Below are 17,251 nucleotides of genomic sequence, written 5' to 3' on the forward strand. Positions count from 1 at the left end.
GCAGTTATGGAGGAGGAAGTGTTGTGACGTTAAAAGCGTTGAATGGCGAAACTTTTGCAAAAATGGTACTCTCGGGAGCACACCATTTAACGAATAACGCTCAGAAAATCGATGCATTAAATGTTTTTCCGGTGCCGGATGGTGATACCGGAACAAATATGAATTTATCGATGACATCTGGAGCAAATGAAGTAAAAAATGTTGACAGTGATGATATATCAAAAGTATCCAATGCTTTTGCAAAGGGACTTTTAATGGGGGCACGCGGGAATTCCGGCGTGATTTTGTCGCAATTATTCCGCGGGTTTGCCAGAGGTATGGATTCCAAACAAACGTTAACAACGGAGGATTTGGCGAAAGCCTTTGAAAGTGGTGTATCAACTGCTTATAAAGCTGTAATGAAGCCTGTTGAAGGTACCATTTTGACAGTTGCTAAAGACGCAGCTGCCGCCGCTGTTGAGGAATCGAAAAGAGAAGAAGATGTAATCGCTTTAATGGAAAAAGTAGTCAAGGAAGCGAAACTCTCGTTGCAGCGGACACCGGATTTACTGCCGGTATTAAAGGAAGTTGGGGTCGTTGATTCGGGTGGACAAGGTCTTGTGACCATTTATGAAGGTTTTCTGGCGTCACTGAAAGGCGAAAAATTACCGGAACGGCAAACCGATGATGCTGAAATGGAAGAAATGGTAAATGCGGAACACCATAAAATTGCCCAGGATTTCATGGATACTTCGGAAATTGAATTTGGATATTGTACCGAATTTATGGTCAAGTTTGAGAATGAGAAACTAAGTAAAAATCCATTTGACGAAGAAGCATTTCGCAATGAACTGAGCAAACACGGTGATTCTTTGCTTGTTGTTGCAGACGATGAAATTGCTAAAATTCATGTGCATGCTGAGTATCCCGGTCAAGTGATGACATTAGGTCAGCGTTATGGAAGTCTGATTAATATGAAAATCGAAAACATGCGTGAACAGCATACAGCAATTGTTGGGAAAGATAAGAAGGCTGTGTCAACAGAACAGGCTGAATACGGAATTGTAACAGTTGCGATGGGCTCCGGTCTTAAAACGTTATTTGAAAGTCTTGGTGCATCAGTTGTTATTGAAGGCGGACAGACGATGAATCCCAGTACACAAGATATCGCGACTGCTATTGAAAAAGCTAATGCCAAAAACGTGATTATTCTGCCAAACAATAAAAATATTGTTATGGCGGCTGAGCAGGCAGCAGAATTGGCAGAAGTAAATGCTGAAGTAATTACAACCAAAACAATTCCACAAGGGATCAGTGCAATGCTGGCATTCCATCCTGAGGCCGATATAAAGGAAAATAAGACAGCGATGGATGACGCAGGTGCGCAAGTTAAAACCGGACAAGTTACATATGCCGTCCGTGATACACAGATTGATGGCATAACGATTGAGAAAGGCCATTTCATGGGCATTGCTGACGGGAAAATAACCTCATCCAACCAAGATAAGTTGGAAACAGTAAAGTCATTACTTAATGAAATGATTTTGGAAGACGATGAAATCCTGACGATTTTGCAGGGAGAAGAAGCAAGTGATGATGAAGTAGATGCTATTGTGAAATATGTGGAAGAAAAGTATGAAGATATTGAGGTTGAACTGCACAAAGGAAACCAGCCAATTTATTCATTTATTTTCTCTGTGGAGTAATTGACTTAAGTATACCGTTTTGAAAATTATGATCTGTGCGCAGCGGCAAAAAATCCCGTATCACTCAACAAGGTGGTACGGGATTTTTTAAAGCATAAAATCCTTTTGTAACTGCATAGTTTTCTAAAATATTGCATTTAGACTTTACCTAAACTCCTATTATTTTCATCACAAAATGCAATAGGAACAAAGCAGATATAATAAGTAATACTGGTGACAGTTCCTTTTGTTTGCTTAAAGCCAATTTAACTATCGGATATGCGATAAATCCGAATGCCATCCCATCAGCAATACTATAAGTGAATGGTATCATGGCTACAATCAGAAATGCAGGCATTGCTTCCGACATATCATCCAATGGTACATGTCGGATATTCTGAGCCATTAAGACACCAACAATAATTAGTATGGGACTGATTGCAGTGTCTGGTATCATGGAAATCCATGGAATGATAAACAGTGTTCCCAAAAACAACAGTCCCGCTGTAACAGCAGCTTTTCCGGTTTTGCCATTGGACGTCAATACAGCTGCATTTTCTGCCGCTGAAACAGTTGGTGATGTTCCAAAAAATGCACACATCAATGATGAAAATGCTGTTGCCTTGTACGCCTTGTTATAGCTGTTGTCACGATTAAGCATGTGAAGCTGTCCGTGCAATAGACCCATATTCTCAAATACAAGAATAACGGTCAGTGGGAAAACAGCCAGCCAAAATTCCAGTTCACTTACTGCTGTAAACAAAGGAATGAACAGCATTTCTTCCGCATTAATGCTGATGGAACTTCTTGCTGTATCCAGTATGCCAGACAAATAGGCGAGAATAGTTCCTGCAATCATGGTAACCAGAAAGTTTGCCGGTATATTTTTCATGAATAGGAATATCGCGAGAAATAATGTGAGCAAACTGACAATAAATACAGGCGATGTGAAGTCGCCAATTGCAACAATCGTTTGTTCTCCCCTGACGATCAGACCGCTTTTTTCGAGTCCAATCAAAATCAGGAAAAAGCCGAGTCCGACTGTAATCGCATGTTTTAATGATTCCGGTATTGCCTGTTTTAATACGGTTCCCAGCTTTGTGAATGCTGTTATCAAAAACAAAAGCGAGGCAACCAAAATGACAGCCAATGCTTCCTGAAATGATAGCCCGGTACCTTCCACAATGGAATAAGCAAATAATGCATTGATTCCCATTCCGGGAATTAAAATTAACGGCAGTCTGGCGAAAATCCCCATCAGTACTGACCCTGCAAAACTTGCCAGTATCGTTGCAATCATTCCACTTTCAAGTGATATTCCTGTTTCACTGAGAATAGATCCATTTACAGCAACAATATAAACCGTTGTAAGATATCCAACCAACCCGGCGATAATTTCCGTACGCCAATTTCCGGCAGTTTGTATCTTACCGTTATTGTTGTTATAAGGCATGTTATCTCCTCATATTTAGCTGTCCCTCTCCCGCCCGATTATACGTACATAATCCACAATTGATTATTATAGATATCTGGCGTTCGAAAGTCAATCCAATTGAAATTGTATTTGAATTGTCATTAATAAGATGGGGCTGGGACAAAAAGTGATTTATCAAAAGAAAAAACGAATTAAATGGTGGACTCAACCGCTCCGGAAATATACTTCGCTTTCCGCGGGCAGCTGTTGAGCCCTCCTCGTGCTTGCGCACTGCGGGGTCTCATCTAGGCCTGTCCCCCGCAGGAGTCTACGTATATTTCCTCCGCTAGTCTCTATAATTGTTCGTTTTTTGAATTGCACTTTTTGATTTGTCTCATCCTCTCTATATTACATATCATAGTTTTTCCGGCACCATTGAATGAATAAGTTAAAATCTTCGTTGACCTGTTTTTTATAATAGACAGTAGCTGCAATCATTTGCGAAATAAAGCCATCATATTCATTGCCGATCGCTTTGATAATCTCTTCTTCACTTTGGTGGGTCAGAATTAGTTCATCCGCACGGGCATGTGCTTTGGCGGTAACTCTTCCCATCATTGCCACTGTTTCTTTCATATTTTCCATCGTGGTCAGATCATGTGGGTCAACACCTTCATCATACGGTGAGTTTTCGCGCACATAAAAATGATGGTCGCCTATCGTAAAGTAGCCAAGGTACGGGTCCTGCAAATATTGCATTGCTTTTTGAGCGGTGATAACGCGTTTTCCCTGATGAAACGGATTATCCGAAAACAGCTCATCATATGGGAAGAAATGCTTTGCAGCCGGCATGCGTGCTTCTTTAGCTTCAAGCACAATGTCGCCAAGATCACCTTTCGTGTCACCTTCAACCAGAATATAGTAACGAACCAGACCGATTGATCCGGTTCCTGCCCCGATTTTTTTTACCACATCTTTAATTTGATAAAATTCGTCGGGCTGTTTGTTTTCCGGTTCTATCGAATTTATATATTCATGCCAGTTAGCTTCCAATTCGGCTCGTTCGTCACCTGATAAATGCACGAGTCCGTCCATGTCCCGGAATTTTCGGTCACTGCCATTAATCGTCGTAATCGCATTTAATACTTCATTGGACTCCCTTCCTGGCAATTCCTGGACGACCTTTAAAACAGGTCCTTTCGTATTTGTTTCGTCAAAATTCAAGGTATCCGGCTGTTCGCCATTTGTGGCAAATTCCTTAAGTTGTGAATAGTACATCTCCAAATACGTTTTGATCAATTCATATTGCGCTTTTTCGTCAAATTTCAGTTCTTCACTGTATAGTGCTATGCTGACGGCCATTCGGAGCACATCATAAATGTATGAACCAAAGTAACCTTCGTCAAAATCGTTTGTGTCATATACAATGTGTCCTTCCCTGTTTTTAAATGCACCGAAATTTTCGAAGTGAAGATCACCCTGCAGCCATGTAGGCTTATCTGCCGGAGTATGATACGCCAAGGGCATATTTGTTACGTCATAATAGAATAAAAATGCACTTCCCCGATAAAATTGGAAAGCACTGTTCAACATTTTAGTGTATTTACGCTTGCGTTTATCGATATCGAGATGGAGCATATTTCCATCAAACTCATCAAGAACAGTACTAATCGTTTCCATTCGCAATTTTTCTCTTACTTTAACGATTTGGTCAGTCAGTTGTCGAGCCATTATAACTTCCTCCTTCAAATTAGCATTCATAAGGAAACAGTACCATGATAAATGAACGAACTAGTGATGGTAAAGCGAAGATATTTGTCAATAGTATGATTCCCGCTAAAGGATTTGTTATAATAAAGCATAGCGTGTAAATAAAATTGATAAGTGGTGGTGTTGGGACGTGAAGTATAATTCGGTGTTTGATATAATCGGTCCGGTTATGATTGGACCATCAAGTTCACATACAGCTGGTGCAGCACGTATCGGAAAGGCTGCACGGAATTTATTTGGAAAAGAACCGAAATGGGCACGGATCCATTTATATGAATCTTTTGCGAAAACATATAAAGGTCATGGAACAGACTTTGCTTTGATGGGTGGACTTCTTGGATATGAAACGGATGATCCAAGGATGAGTAAGGCTCTTGAAACTGCTGAGGAAAAACATATTGATATCGAGTTTATTGAAGACAGTTCAGGTACCAATCATCCAAATACAGTACGGTTGATTATCGGTGATGCCGAGGATCAGCTCGAATTGGTTGGTATTTCCATTGGCGGCGGGAAAATTGAAATTACTGAGTTGAATGGCTTTGAACTCCGGCTATCGGGGAATCATCCGGCGATCCTTATCATGCATAATGATCGTTTCGGCGCCATTGCTTCGGTGACAAAAATTCTTGCAAAATATGAAATTAATATCGGCCACATGGAAGTGAATCGGAAGGATGTGGGCAAGGAAGCACTGATGATTATTGAAGTTGATCAGAATGTGGAGGACTCTATTTTAAAAGAATTAGAGAATGCCGATCACATCATCCAGATTTCCAAAATAGTTTCCTGACGCTGTTTTAAATGACAGCGCTTTGATAAACAGGGATGTTATAATGCATCAGGAGAGGAGTTTTTACATGTTTCGTACGGTTGCGGAATTAGTCGAAATGGCTGAAAAAGAAGATATATTGATATCAGAAGTTATGATTCGTCAGGAGATGGATGTTAAAGAAAAATCGCGTGAAGAGGTCTTCGCTGACATGGAGAAGAATCTCGATGTCATGGAGCAGGCTGTGGAAGACAGTCTGAAAGGTGTGCAGTCGGTCACCGGTTTAACTGGCGGGGATGCCGTCCTTATCCAAAACTATATGAAGGAAAAGAAGCCGCTGTCCGGCAACTTAATGATGGACGCGGTGAGTAAAGCGATGGGCACGAATGAAGTGAATGCGGCAATGGGTACTATTTGCGCAACGCCAACAGCCGGTAGCGCCGGCTGTGTTCCCGGGACGTTATTTGCCGTGAAGAATCAGCTGAATCCGACTCACGAACAAATGGTTCGTTATTTATTCACTTCCGGCGCATTTGGGTTTGTTGTTGCGAATAATTCGTTTATCTCCGGTGCTGCAGGAGGTTGTCAGGCAGAAGTTGGTTCAGCTGGAGCGATGGCCTCCGCAGCAATAGTGGAAATGGCCGGTGGAAGTCCCCAGCAGTCTGCTGAAGCGTTCGCCATGACACTGAAAAATATGCTTGGTCTGGTCTGTGATCCTGTTGCCGGGCTTGTTGAAGTGCCTTGTGTGAAACGAAATGCAGGTGGATCATCACTTGCGATTGTGTCTGCTGATATGGCGCTGGCCGGAGTTACTAGCAGAATTCCATGTGATGAAGTGATTGGTGCAATGTACAGAATCGGTAAACAGATGCCATCCAGTTTGCGTGAAACGGGTGAAGGCGGACTTGCAGATACACCAACGGGACGCCTGCTGAAAGAAAAAATCTTTGGGATGTCTATTTAGAAAGAGTGATGAAATATGCTAAGTGAATCGGTGACATCAATAAAAGGGGTAGGTGAAAAGTTTGCTGAGGACCTGTCCGTCTTGAATATTTATACGGTGGAAGACCTGCTGAACTACTTTCCCTATCGCTACGATGTATTTGAAATTAAACCGCTTAGCGAATTAATTCATGAAGATAAAGTAACCATCGAGGGAAAGGTTCTCCATGAGCCTTCCCTCAATTTTTATGGAAAGAAAAAGTCACGTCTTGCGTTTAATGTGGAGGTTGAGGGTGTAGCCGTAAAAGCAGTGATGTTTAACCGCGCGTTTGCCAAAAAGCATATTAACCCGGGCGATACGATGACGTTAACGGGGAAATGGGATGCACATCGCCTGCAGATTACTGTCAGTAATTATAAAAAAGGTGCTGCAGCCGAGCAGGCTGAAATTCAGCCAATGTATTCACTGAAAGGGGATGTCACTAACTACAAACTGAAAAAAGCGGTAAAGTCTGTCATTGCGGATTATGCGAATGAAGTCAGTGAGATTTTACCTGAGCAATATCTACATACATATAAGCTCCCGGACCGGAAACAGGCACTGGTGACCATGCATTTTCCAAAAAACAGAATTGACCTGAAGCATGCGAGAAGAAGGTTTATATATGAAGAGTTTTTATTGTTCCAGCTTAAAATGCAGTTGTTGCGAAAAATAAAGCGGGAATCAACGCAGGGAAATGCACAGCATTATGATGCGGGGAACCTCCGTAATTTTATCGACAGTTTTCCATTTACCCTGACTAATGCCCAGCAACGAACGCTGAACCAGGTTTTGGCTGATATGAAGTCTCCCTACCGGATGAATCGGCTTCTGCAGGGTGATGTTGGGTCTGGAAAAACTGCAGTAGCGGCAATTTGTCTGTATGCATCGGTAACTTCCGGCAAACAGGGTGCTCTGATGGTCCCTACCGAAATACTGGCTGAGCAGCATTATGAATCCTTGTCAGAGCTGTTTGGTAAAAAAGCATCGATTGTTTTATTGACGGGATCGGTCAAGGGTAAAAAGCGTAAAGAAATAACAACTGCTATCGAAAATCATGAAGTTGACATTGTAATTGGAACGCATGCATTAATTCAGGATGATGTTAATTTTGCAGAACTGGGCTTTGCTATAGTTGATGAACAGCACCGTTTCGGCGTGGAACAACGCCGCACATTACGGGATAAAGGCCTAAACCCGGATGTTTTGTTCATGACCGCCACCCCCATTCCACGAACACTGGCAATTACTGCTTTCGGGGATATGGATGTATCGGCTATTGATGAAATGCCATCGGGAAGAAAAGATATTGAAACATATTGGGCACGGGATAATACATTGGAGCGGGTGCTGCAATTCATTGAACAACGTGTTTCCCATGGTGAACAGGCGTATGTGATTTGTCCGCTTATCGAAGAGTCGGATAAAATGGATATTCAAAATGCGGTTGATCTTTTTCACCAATTAACAGAATTTTACGGAGCAAAACTTAATGTCGGGCTTATGCATGGGCGTCTTTCCACAGATGAAAAAGAACGGGCGATGAAACAATTTGCAGCCAATGAGGTGCAGGTGCTGGTTTCCACTACGGTTGTCGAGGTTGGTGTGAATGTGCCGAATGCAACGATTATGGTTATTTATGATGCGGAGCGGTTTGGGCTGTCCCAGCTTCATCAGCTGCGTGGACGCGTCGGACGTGGAGAAAAACAAAGTTATTGTATTCTGATTGCTGATCCGAAAGGGGAGACAGGCAAGGAACGAATGCGGATTATGACAGAAACGAATAACGGATTTGAGCTTTCGGAACAGGATTTGAAGCTTCGCGGGCCAGGAGATTTTTTCGGGAAAAAGCAGAGCGGTCTTCCTGATTTTAAAGTTGCTGATATGATTCATGACTACCGGGCGTTGGAGACAGCGCGCCAGGATGCCCAGGAAATAATTGAAAAAAATCTGCTGGAGGAAAATGCTGCTTTTTATCCATTAAAAATCCGCTTGGAAAATGAGCAAATATTGCAGGATAAGCTTGATTAATGAATGGGTTGCATATTTGGATGTGGTATTATATATTACTATTAGTACCAAGTCCTAGTATTAATGGACTTTGTTAATTGTAATGGATGGTGCGCATAAAATGAAAATAAATAAAGTGAAGCGGCAGCAATTATTGAAGGAAACGATTGATAAAACGCCGTTTATTACGGATGAAAAATTAGCAGAAAAATTCGATGTAAGCATCCAGACAATTCGTCTTGACCGAATGGAACTGTCGATTCCGGAATTGCGGGAACGGATCAAGTCTGTTGCGACTACCCAATGGAATGAAACGGTAAAGGCATTGCCACTTGATGAAGTGATAGGGGAAATCATTGATCTTGAGCTGGACAAACGGGCAATTTCCATTCTGGTTATTAATAAGGAGCATGTATTTTCCAGGAATAAAATTGCCAGAGGACATCACCTGTTTGCGCAGGCAAATTCACTTGCCGTTGCGGTAATTAATGATGAATTGGCATTAACGGCAAAATCCGAGCTGAAGTTTATGCGGCAGGTAAAAGAAGGCGAACGCGTTGTTGCAAAAGCCATCGTTGAAGGCATTGACAGCAAAGGTTTGACAATCGTTCGGGTTAATAGTTTTGTAGAAAATGAAAAAGTTTTTACCGGGTTATTTTTCATGTACAGATCAAATGATCACAAAGGAGACAATCCTAATGCGAATAGCAATTGATGCCATGGGAGGCGATCATGCACCTGAAGCGATTGTTTCAGGTGCGCTTGATGCTGTTTCCCGGGTAAATGATTTGAATATTACGTTAGTTGGTATTGAGAGCAAAATGAAACCATTAATAACTGATAAGAAAAATATTACGGTTATTCATGCCGATGAGGTGATTACGTCTGAGGATGAGCCTGTTCGGGCAGTCAGACGGAAAAAGAATTCTTCGCTTGTATTGGCAGCGAAGGAAGTGAAGGAAGGCAGGGCTGATGCTTGTATTTCAGCAGGAAATACTGGTGCCCTAATGAGTGCCGGATTATTCGTAGTTGGAAGGCTTCCAGGCATCGATCGCCCGGCATTGAGCCCAACATTGCCAACTGTAGACGGGAAAGGTTTTCTGCTGCTTGATGTTGGTGCCAACGTGGATGCCAAGGCACATCATCTAGTGCAGTACGCCATTATGGGTTCTGTTTACAGTGAGAAAGTTCGGTCCATCGCAAAGCCGAAAGTTGGCCTGTTAAACGTCGGGACGGAAGATGGAAAAGGAAATGAACTGACAAAAAAGGCATTCACCCAATTAAAAGCTGCACCAATTAATTTTATCGGAAATGTGGAATCACGTGATATTTTATCCGGAGTGGCAGATGTAGTGGTGACAGATGGATTCAGCGGGAATATTGCCTTGAAAACAATTGAAGGTACAGCTATGACGATGTTTTCCATGCTGAAAGAAACATTTATGTCATCGATGAAGACAAAGATTGCTGCCGGGATGGTGAAAGCTGATTTAAGCGGACTTAAAAATAAACTTGACTATTCCGAGTATGGAGGCGCTGGTTTATTTGGTCTGGCAGCACCGGTAATTAAGGCACACGGATCGTCGAACAGCCGGGCAATTTTCAATGCCATTAAGCAGGCAACCCATATGGTAGATCATAATGTAACATATACGATTGAAACGACGATAAAAGGAATTGACTTGGACAAGGGGGAAAACGAATGAAACGCATCGCATTTATGTTTCCTGGTCAAGGCTCACAAGCAGTCGGCATGGGAAAAGCATTTTATGAAGAGTATCCGGATGTTCAGGAATTATTTCATGAGGCAGATCAGTTGTTGGGAACAGACATTTCGACCATTATGTTTGAAGGTTCCAAAGAGAAGCTGACAGAAACTGAAAATGCACAGCCCGCACTCCTTTTAGCCAGTATTGCTGCGCATACACTACTCGTTAAAGAAGAGGTGCAGCCGGTCATGGCAGCGGGTCACAGTCTAGGAGAATACAGCGCACTTGTTGCTGCAGGGGCAATTTCATTTGATGAGGCATTGCCACTGGTTGCCAAAAGGGGCAGATTGATGGAAGAAGCTTTTCCGAAAGGTCAAGGTTCCATGGCAGCCGTATTGGGAATGTCACAAGAGGATATCGAAGCGGTATTACAGCGGTTACCGGAAGATGATGCCGTCGATTTGGCAAACTTAAATTGCCCGGGGCAGATTGTGATTTCAGGATCAAAAGAAGGCATTGATAAGGCTTCAGCTTTATTGAAAGACAGTGGGGCTAAACGTGTCCTGCCGTTAAATGTTAGTGGTCCGTTTCATTCGAGGCTTATGAAAACGGCAAATGAACAATTTTCCAAAGAACTGAATGAAATTGACTTTAAAAATGCCAGCATACCGGTTTATGCAAATGTAACCGCCAAACCGGTTACCGAAAAAGAAGAAATTAAAGATCTGCTGATAAGGCAGTTATACTCACCAGTTCGCTTTGAAGAATCCATCCGTGGTATGATCCAGGAAAATGTTGACGCAATTGTGGAAGTGGGAAATGGTAAAGTGCTGAGTGGTTTAGTACGGAAAATAGACCGTGGCATGAAAACTTTTGCCATACAGGATCCGGCTTCGTTGGATGAATTTTTATCCTGGTATAGGGAGGAATCGTAATGCTGCAAGGAAAAAATGCCCTTGTAACAGGAGCTTCGCGGGGAATCGGCCGTTCGATAGCATTGGAATTGGCCAAACAAGGGGCGAATGTGGCCGTCAATTTTGCTGGAAATGAGGCAAAAGCACAATCAGTTGTTGAAGAAATTGAGCAATTGGGTGTAAAATCTTTTAAAGTACAGGCTGATGTTGCGAATGCAGATCAGGCGAAAGCTATGGTGAAAGAAGTAGCAAATGAATTTGGAAGCCTTGATATTCTTGTTAATAATGCAGGCGTAACACGGGATAATCTGTTGATGCGTATGAAGGAAGAGGAATTTGATCAGGTCATCGACACAAATCTGAAAGGCGTCTTCCAATGTACCAAAGCGGTTTCCAGGCAGATGATGAAGCAAAAATATGGAAGAATTGTTAATGTCGCTTCCATTGTTGGAGTTAGTGGTAATCCTGGCCAGGCCAATTATGTTGCAGCTAAAGCCGGAGTTATTGGTTTGACCAAATCGACTGCGAAAGAATTTGCCTCCCGCAATATTCTTGTTAATGCAGTTGCACCCGGGTTTATTTCAACTGATATGACTGATGCCCTGACAGACGAGCAACGGGAAAGTATGCTGGCAATGATTCCGCTCGCCAAACTGGGTACACCGGAAGATGTGGCAAAAGTGGTCCGCTTCCTTGCCTCAGATGATGCCAGCTATATTACTGGCCAGACCATCCATATTGATGGCGGAATGGTGATGTAGTGTGAAAAGTGAAGGCGAATGAATGGATTAACTATTGAAAGGGGGTGAAGTATTATGGCAGACGTATTTGATCGCGTAAAAAATATTATTGTGGACCGTCTGGATGCAGATGAATCCAAAGTGACCATGGAAGCCTCTTTCAAAGATGATTTAGAAGCGGATTCTTTGGATGTAGTTGAGCTTGTTATGGAATTGGAAGATGAATTCGATATGGAAATTGCTGACGAAGAAGCAGAGAAAATTAATACAGTGGGTGATGCTGTTAATTACATAAACAGTACTCAATCCTGATTATTTCAGAAAGTCCCGCAGTGTGCGGGGCTTTCCGTATATTTACAATATTAGTTATTGGCAGACAGGAAAGTAAACTATCTGATATAAGTGCAACTAAGGCTTTCTAGAAAACTAATTATATTATGAATGAAAGGTGGTGAAAAACATGAGTATTTCAGTCTTGGAGGAAAAACTGGGAATTGCTTTTCATGACCATGACCTGCTAAGACAGGCCTTTACACATTCATCTTATGTGAATGAGCATCGTGGAGGGAAGTTTTCGGATAATGAACGGTTGGAGTTTCTTGGAGATGCCGTTCTGGAATTAGGGGTATCTCAATATTTGTACCGAACCAAACAAAAAATGGCAGAAGGGGAATTAACGAAGTTGCGCGCATCCATCGTATGCGAACCATCACTTGTTAATTTTGCCCGTGAATTGAATTTTGGTGATCATATTCTGTTGGGCAAAGGTGAAGAACAGACAGGCGGGCGTGAACGTCCTGCTTTGCTGGCAGACGTTTTTGAAGCTTTTTTGGGTGCTCTTTATCTTGATCAGGGGTATGATGAGGCCATTCAGTTTTTAGAGAAATATGTCTTTCCGAAAATATCAACAGGTGCTTTTTCGCATGCGATGGATTATAAAAGCCAATTGCAGGAACTTGTCCAGCAGCACCGGAACCATAATATTGATTATAATATTACCGGTGAAAAGGGGCCATCTCATGATAAGGAGTTTGTCGCACAAGTGCTGATTAAAGGCGATGTTGCCGGCGACGGTTCCGGCCGTACCAAAAAAGAAGCAGAACAGCGCGCGGCAAAAGATGCATTGGATAAATTTGAATGAGATAATCCAGAAAATGGCTGCCGGTGACGACAGCCATTTTTGCGTGAATTTTTATTAAAATAATAGTGCATTTGCCCGGAATCGCGCATATCTTATGCAGAAACGAGCATATCTGCCGCGAAATCGCGCATATTCCACGTGCGAACAGTACTATGTGTTTTCACTGTTGCCTATTGAATCATGCGTCCTTTCGTACAGACCGGAGCTCGTCAATAAATGCCTGGGTTTCTGGTGCGCTTAACTGTCCTTTTTGTTTGATCATATCGTACATAAGTTTTAGTTCCCCGTATTTTTCCAAATCATAGTCTTTAGGATCCAATATTTCACGATTAACGACATTCAAATTTTCGGCCAGCTCATCCAAAATAAATTTCAGGTTTTCTTGTGAAGGATTTTCCAAATTCATCTAAACACCTCAATTATTATAAATTTTGAAACGTGATAAGGTCACATATATGCTTTGTGATATGCCTTCTTTTGTTTCTTTCTTTATGATAAAATAAATGCGTTAAAAAACCAAATGGGATATGGTACATAATTTAAACAATCCTCTTGTGGGAAATGGAGAATGAACATGTATTTGAAACAATTGGAAAGTGTTGGGTTCAAGTCTTTTGCCGAACGAATCAATGTTGATTTTGTTCCTGGTGTGACAGCGGTAGTCGGTCCTAATGGAAGTGGAAAAAGCAATATAACTGATGCTATACGCTGGGTGCTTGGTGAACAGTCAGCAAGGTCATTGCGCGGATCCAAAATGGAAGACATTATTTTTCAAGGCAGTGATACAAGGAATCCATTAAACGTCGCTGAGGTTACACTTGTTTTGGAAAACAGTGACAATGTGCTGCCACTCGACTATGAAGAAATCAGTGTTACAAGACGTGTATATCGGTCAGGTGAAAGTGAGTTTTATATAAATCAACAGTCTTGCCGTCTGAAAGATATCATTGACTTATTTATGGATTCCGGTCTCGGACGTGAAGCATTCTCCATTATCAGCCAGGGTAAAGTAGAGGAAATCTTAAGCTCAAAAGCGGAAGAACGCCGTACTATTTTTGAAGAAGCTGCAGGGGTTCTGAAGTATAAGCAGCGGAAAAAAAAGGCGGAGTATAAACTGGCGGAAACACAAGAAAATTTGAATCGTGTGGAAGATATCATTCATGAAATTGAACAGCAGATTGACCCGTTAAAGGAGCAGGCTGAAACTGCTAAAAAATATTTGGACAAAAAAGATCGGCTGAAACAGCATGAAATATCACTTTTAGTTACAGAAATTGAACAATTCCATGAAAAATGGCAGTCGATGCTTAATGAATTGGAAAATGAGAAGCTGGAAGAAATCAATTTGAAAACTTCTATCCAAAAGACTGAAGCGAAATTGGAAAATTATCGTACGGAACTTCAGCATGCAGATGAACAAATTGAGAAGCTGCAAAATGATTTGCTGGAAACTACGGAGAAACTTGAACGCTATGAGAGTAAAAAAAGAGTTTTTAATGAACGTACGAAGCACTTCACGGAGAATAAGCAAAAACTTGAAGCACAAAAAAAGGAAGCGGCAGATAAAATCGAACAGCTTCAACGTGAACTGCAGGATGAAAATAAAAAGCTCTCAGAAGTTCAGAAAAACAGTGAAAATACGAAACGACATGTTTCAGAACTGGAAGCAAAATTGTCGATAGAAACCGATGGTCTGGCTGATCGAATTGAGGAATTGAAATCGGATTATATTGAATACCTTAACAATCAGGCTGCAAAACGAAATGAGAAACAATCTATTTATGAACAATTACAGCAAATTTCCGGAAAGAAAGACCGTAAATACGAAAAATATGCTAATCTGCTGGAAGAGCGAAAAGCTCATGAATCTGAACTGGAAAAAATAAAACATCACTTAAACGAACAGGAAAAGAATTACAACCAACAGGGTGATGCATTTCGACAGAAGAAAGAAGATTTGAGCAATAAACGAAATACTTTTCAGGAATCTCAGACAAAACTCTATCAAGGCTATCAGTATATGGAAAAGCTGAAATCAAAGAAAGAAATGCTCGAGGACATGAAAGATGAGTTTCAGGGTTTCTTTTATGGTGTGAAAGAAGTCTTAAAAGCGCGGGAGAATAGGAAATTAAGCGGTATTTACGGTGCGGTTATTGAGCTTATCGACGTACCCAAGCAGTACATCACAGCTATTGAGACTGTTCTGGGTGGACAGGCCCAGCATGTTGTGGTTGATGATGATCGAACGGCACGTCAGGCAATTAACTGGCTGAAGAAAACCAACAGCGGGCGAGCCACATTTTTGCCATTGGGATCAATCCAGCCGCGATTCATTCCAAAAGATGCTCTAGCTAAAATAGCAGGACACCAAGGTTTTATTGGAATTGCGGCTGACTTGGTATCAAGTGAATTCCAAGAGGCTGTGAAACACCTTATGGGACATGTTCTCGTTGCGGAAACATTGCAGGATGCCAACGAAATAGCCTCCATAGTCAATCGGAAGAACCGGGTTGTGACATTGGATGGCGACGTTGTTAATCCAGGCGGGTCCATGTCAGGCGGTGCTAGAAAGAAAAACAGTCAGTCCCTGTTCACAAGAGAGAAAGATCTGCAGGAACTCAGTGATAAGCTTGCTGAGTTCCAGAAGCGGGCAACGTCTTTTGAAGCAAACGTAGATCAGCAAAAGCAGACAATCAACGTGATGGAACAACAGCTGCAGGAGCTGGAGCAAAAAGTTACCGATGAACAACAGAAATTGCAGGATCTTCGTGCAAAATACAAAGAAATAGAGATGAAGCTTGGTTCGCTGAATGAAAATCTTTCGTTTTACGATCAGGATAACCGGCAATTTGACCGGGATGAAAGCGAGCTTCAAACCCGAGATGAGCAGTTGACGAATAATCTGCAGGAACTTGCTGCACACCTTGAAAATATTCAACATGAAATAAATGAACGTACTGCTCAGAAAGAAGAGCTGCAGGATAACCGGGAACAGATACGGAATGATCTGCAACAGGAACAGGTTTCACTTGCGGAACAAGAGGAACGTGTTAAGAGCCAGCGTGAAAAAAGGGATACTGTCAAAAAACAGCTGACGGAATTTAATACACAATTTTCAAGCTATACTGCAGAACTTAATGAACTAATGGATCTGCAAAACTCTTCGGAAACAGAGGAAGAAATTGAGCAGGTAGTGCAAACTGTGAATGCAGACAAAAAATCAATTACGGAAAAAATCCAGAAGTTGCGAACTGAAAGGATGAAGCGCACACAGTTGATCCAGGATAACGAGCGGGAACTGAAGGAGGAAAACAAAAACCATCAGGCATTTTTACAGGCTCTTCAGCAGAAAGAGGTGTCAGCAAACCGTCTTGATGTGGAGTTGGAGAACAGGTTATCCAAATTGCAGACAGAGTACACGATGACATTTGAAAAAGCTAAGAAGATGTATGGCAAAACAGAAGATCCGGATAAAGACCGGGCAACGGTAGAACAGCTTAAACATGCCATCGATCAGCTTGGTACCGTTAATCTGGGAGCCATTGATGAATATGACAGGATATCTGAAAGGTATACGTTTTTATCAGATCAGAAAAATGATCTGGTAGAAGCTAAACAGACGTTATATTCTGTGATAGCTGAAATGGATGAAGAAATGACAAGCAGGTTTGGTGACACTTTCAATCAGATAAGGGATGAATTTGCATCCGTGTTCCAGCAATTATTTGGCGGCGGACGTGCTGAATTGAAGTTAACTGATCCGAAGAATCTGCTTGACACCGGTATCGACATCGTTGCCCAACCGCCCGGAAAAAAACTGCAGCACCTTGGTCTTTTATCCGGCGGGGAACGCGCCCTCACCGCAATTTCATTGCTGTTCGCCATTTTACGTGTACGTCCTGTGCCGTTTTGTGTGCTGGATGAAGTGGAAGCGGCGCTTGATGAAGCGAATGTATCCCGGTTTGCTAAATACATCAAAATATATAGTGAAAAGACCCAATTCATTGTAATTACACACCGGAAAGGTACAATGGAAGAGGCTGATGTGTTATATGGCGTTACCATGCAGGAATCAGGTGTTTCACGGTTGGTTTCGGTACGCCTGGAAGATACGAAAGAACTAGTAAACTCATAA

At 42.0% G+C, this 17,251-nt stretch carries 14 protein-coding genes; 11 read left to right on the forward strand and 3 right to left on the reverse strand.

Annotated features, from left to right (window positions below; all coding sequences use genetic code 11):
* Positions 1–23 precede the first annotated feature (23 nt).
* Positions 24–1,685, forward strand: coding sequence for a DAK2 domain-containing protein (locus HUX68_RS02720; RefSeq protein WP_174613236.1), 1,662 nt, complete (start codon positions 24–26; stop codon positions 1,683–1,685).
* Positions 1,686–1,833: 148 nt separating this feature from the next.
* Here HUX68_RS02720 and HUX68_RS02725 read toward each other — a convergent pair whose 3' ends face one another.
* Together HUX68_RS02725 and HUX68_RS02730 are read right to left on the reverse strand one after the other, a co-directional pair.
* Positions 1,834–3,117 (reverse strand): NCS2 family permease, encoded by a 1,284-nt coding sequence (locus HUX68_RS02725; RefSeq protein ID WP_174613238.1) that lies wholly within the window; start codon positions 3,115–3,117, stop codon positions 1,834–1,836.
* 369 nt (positions 3,118–3,486) lie between these two features.
* Positions 3,487–4,809, reverse strand: a complete 1,323-nt coding sequence (locus tag HUX68_RS02730; RefSeq protein ID WP_174613239.1) for a DUF2252 domain-containing protein — start codon at positions 4,807–4,809, stop codon at positions 3,487–3,489.
* A gap of 169 nt (positions 4,810–4,978) precedes the next feature.
* Between HUX68_RS02730 and sdaAB the strand changes: the two genes are divergently transcribed.
* The 9 genes from sdaAB to rnc all read left to right on the forward strand — a co-directional run bounded on the left by sdaAB (position 4,979) and on the right by rnc (position 13,116).
* Entirely contained in the window at positions 4,979–5,641 is a 663-nt protein-coding gene (gene sdaAB, locus HUX68_RS02735; protein ID WP_174613241.1) for an L-serine ammonia-lyase, iron-sulfur-dependent subunit beta, read from the forward strand.
* Positions 5,642–5,708: 67 nt separating this feature from the next.
* Positions 5,709–6,584, forward strand: coding sequence for an L-serine ammonia-lyase, iron-sulfur-dependent, subunit alpha (gene sdaAA, locus HUX68_RS02740; protein WP_174613243.1), 876 nt, complete (start codon positions 5,709–5,711; stop codon positions 6,582–6,584).
* 15 nt (positions 6,585–6,599) lie between these two features.
* Positions 6,600–8,633 (forward strand): ATP-dependent DNA helicase RecG, encoded by a 2,034-nt coding sequence (gene recG, locus HUX68_RS02745; RefSeq protein WP_174613245.1) that lies wholly within the window; start codon positions 6,600–6,602, stop codon positions 8,631–8,633.
* A gap of 100 nt (positions 8,634–8,733) precedes the next feature.
* On the forward strand, positions 8,734–9,327 hold the full coding sequence (gene fapR / locus HUX68_RS02750) for a transcription factor FapR (RefSeq protein ID WP_174613247.1): 594 nt from the start codon (positions 8,734–8,736) through the stop codon (positions 9,325–9,327).
* The gene (gene plsX, locus HUX68_RS02755) at positions 9,311–10,318 is read left to right on the forward strand and encodes a phosphate acyltransferase PlsX (RefSeq protein WP_174613249.1); all 1,008 of its coding nucleotides are present in this window, start codon (positions 9,311–9,313) and stop codon (positions 10,316–10,318) included. The genes fapR and plsX overlap by 17 nt, the downstream gene beginning before the upstream one ends.
* On the forward strand, positions 10,315–11,256 hold the full coding sequence (fabD, locus tag HUX68_RS02760) for an ACP S-malonyltransferase (protein ID WP_174613251.1): 942 nt from the start codon (positions 10,315–10,317) through the stop codon (positions 11,254–11,256). Before plsX ends, fabD begins: the two co-directional genes overlap by 4 nt.
* A complete protein-coding gene (fabG, locus tag HUX68_RS02765) occupies positions 11,256–11,996 on the forward strand; it encodes a 3-oxoacyl-[acyl-carrier-protein] reductase (RefSeq protein WP_174613253.1) in 741 nt (246 codons plus the stop codon). Before fabD ends, fabG begins: the two co-directional genes overlap by 1 nt.
* A gap of 54 nt (positions 11,997–12,050) precedes the next feature.
* Positions 12,051–12,287, forward strand: coding sequence for an acyl carrier protein (gene acpP, locus HUX68_RS02770; protein ID WP_174613255.1), 237 nt, complete (start codon positions 12,051–12,053; stop codon positions 12,285–12,287).
* A gap of 148 nt (positions 12,288–12,435) precedes the next feature.
* Positions 12,436–13,116: a ribonuclease III gene (gene rnc, locus HUX68_RS02775; protein ID WP_174613256.1), complete on the forward strand. Its 681-nt coding sequence runs from the start codon at positions 12,436–12,438 to the stop codon at positions 13,114–13,116.
* A gap of 178 nt (positions 13,117–13,294) precedes the next feature.
* Here rnc and HUX68_RS02780 read toward each other — a convergent pair whose 3' ends face one another.
* Positions 13,295–13,522 carry a DUF1128 domain-containing protein gene (locus HUX68_RS02780; protein WP_174613258.1) on the reverse strand — a complete coding sequence of 76 codons (228 nt, stop codon included), beginning with the start codon at positions 13,520–13,522 and terminating at the stop codon, positions 13,295–13,297.
* Between the two features lie 168 nt (positions 13,523–13,690).
* On the opposite strand from HUX68_RS02780, the gene smc reads away from it, so the two are divergent.
* Positions 13,691–17,251, forward strand: coding sequence for a chromosome segregation protein SMC (smc, locus tag HUX68_RS02785; RefSeq protein ID WP_174613260.1), 3,561 nt, complete (start codon positions 13,691–13,693; stop codon positions 17,249–17,251).

Origin of the sequence: Virgibacillus ihumii, assembly GCF_902726655.1 — a bacterium.
Taxonomy (GTDB): domain Bacteria; phylum Bacillota; class Bacilli; order Bacillales; family Amphibacillaceae; genus Lentibacillus; species Lentibacillus ihumii.

Excerpts from the sequence above, each read along its gene's own strand:
- HUX68_RS02780 (WP_174613258.1), bottom strand. The coding sequence starts at position 13,522 with ATGAATTTGGAAAATCCTTCACAAGAAAACCTGAAATTTATTTTGGAT.
- fabG (WP_174613253.1), top strand. The coding sequence starts at position 11,256 with ATGCTGCAAGGAAAAAATGCCCTTGTAACAGGAGCTTCGCGGGGAATC.
- acpP (WP_174613255.1), top strand. The coding sequence starts at position 12,051 with ATGGCAGACGTATTTGATCGCGTAAAAAATATTATTGTGGACCGTCTG.
- fabD (WP_174613251.1), top strand. The coding sequence starts at position 10,315 with ATGAAACGCATCGCATTTATGTTTCCTGGTCAAGGCTCACAAGCAGTC.
- sdaAA (WP_174613243.1), top strand. The coding sequence starts at position 5,709 with ATGTTTCGTACGGTTGCGGAATTAGTCGAAATGGCTGAAAAAGAAGAT.
- HUX68_RS02725 (WP_174613238.1), bottom strand. The coding sequence starts at position 3,117 with ATGCCTTATAACAACAATAACGGTAAGATACAAACTGCCGGAAATTGG.
- fapR (WP_174613247.1), top strand. The coding sequence starts at position 8,734 with ATGAAAATAAATAAAGTGAAGCGGCAGCAATTATTGAAGGAAACGATT.
- rnc (WP_174613256.1), top strand. The coding sequence starts at position 12,436 with ATGAGTATTTCAGTCTTGGAGGAAAAACTGGGAATTGCTTTTCATGAC.
- plsX (WP_174613249.1), top strand. The coding sequence starts at position 9,311 with ATGCGAATAGCAATTGATGCCATGGGAGGCGATCATGCACCTGAAGCG.
- recG (WP_174613245.1), top strand. The coding sequence starts at position 6,600 with ATGCTAAGTGAATCGGTGACATCAATAAAAGGGGTAGGTGAAAAGTTT.
- HUX68_RS02730 (WP_174613239.1), bottom strand. The coding sequence starts at position 4,809 with ATGGCTCGACAACTGACTGACCAAATCGTTAAAGTAAGAGAAAAATTG.
- smc (WP_174613260.1), top strand. The coding sequence starts at position 13,691 with ATGTATTTGAAACAATTGGAAAGTGTTGGGTTCAAGTCTTTTGCCGAA.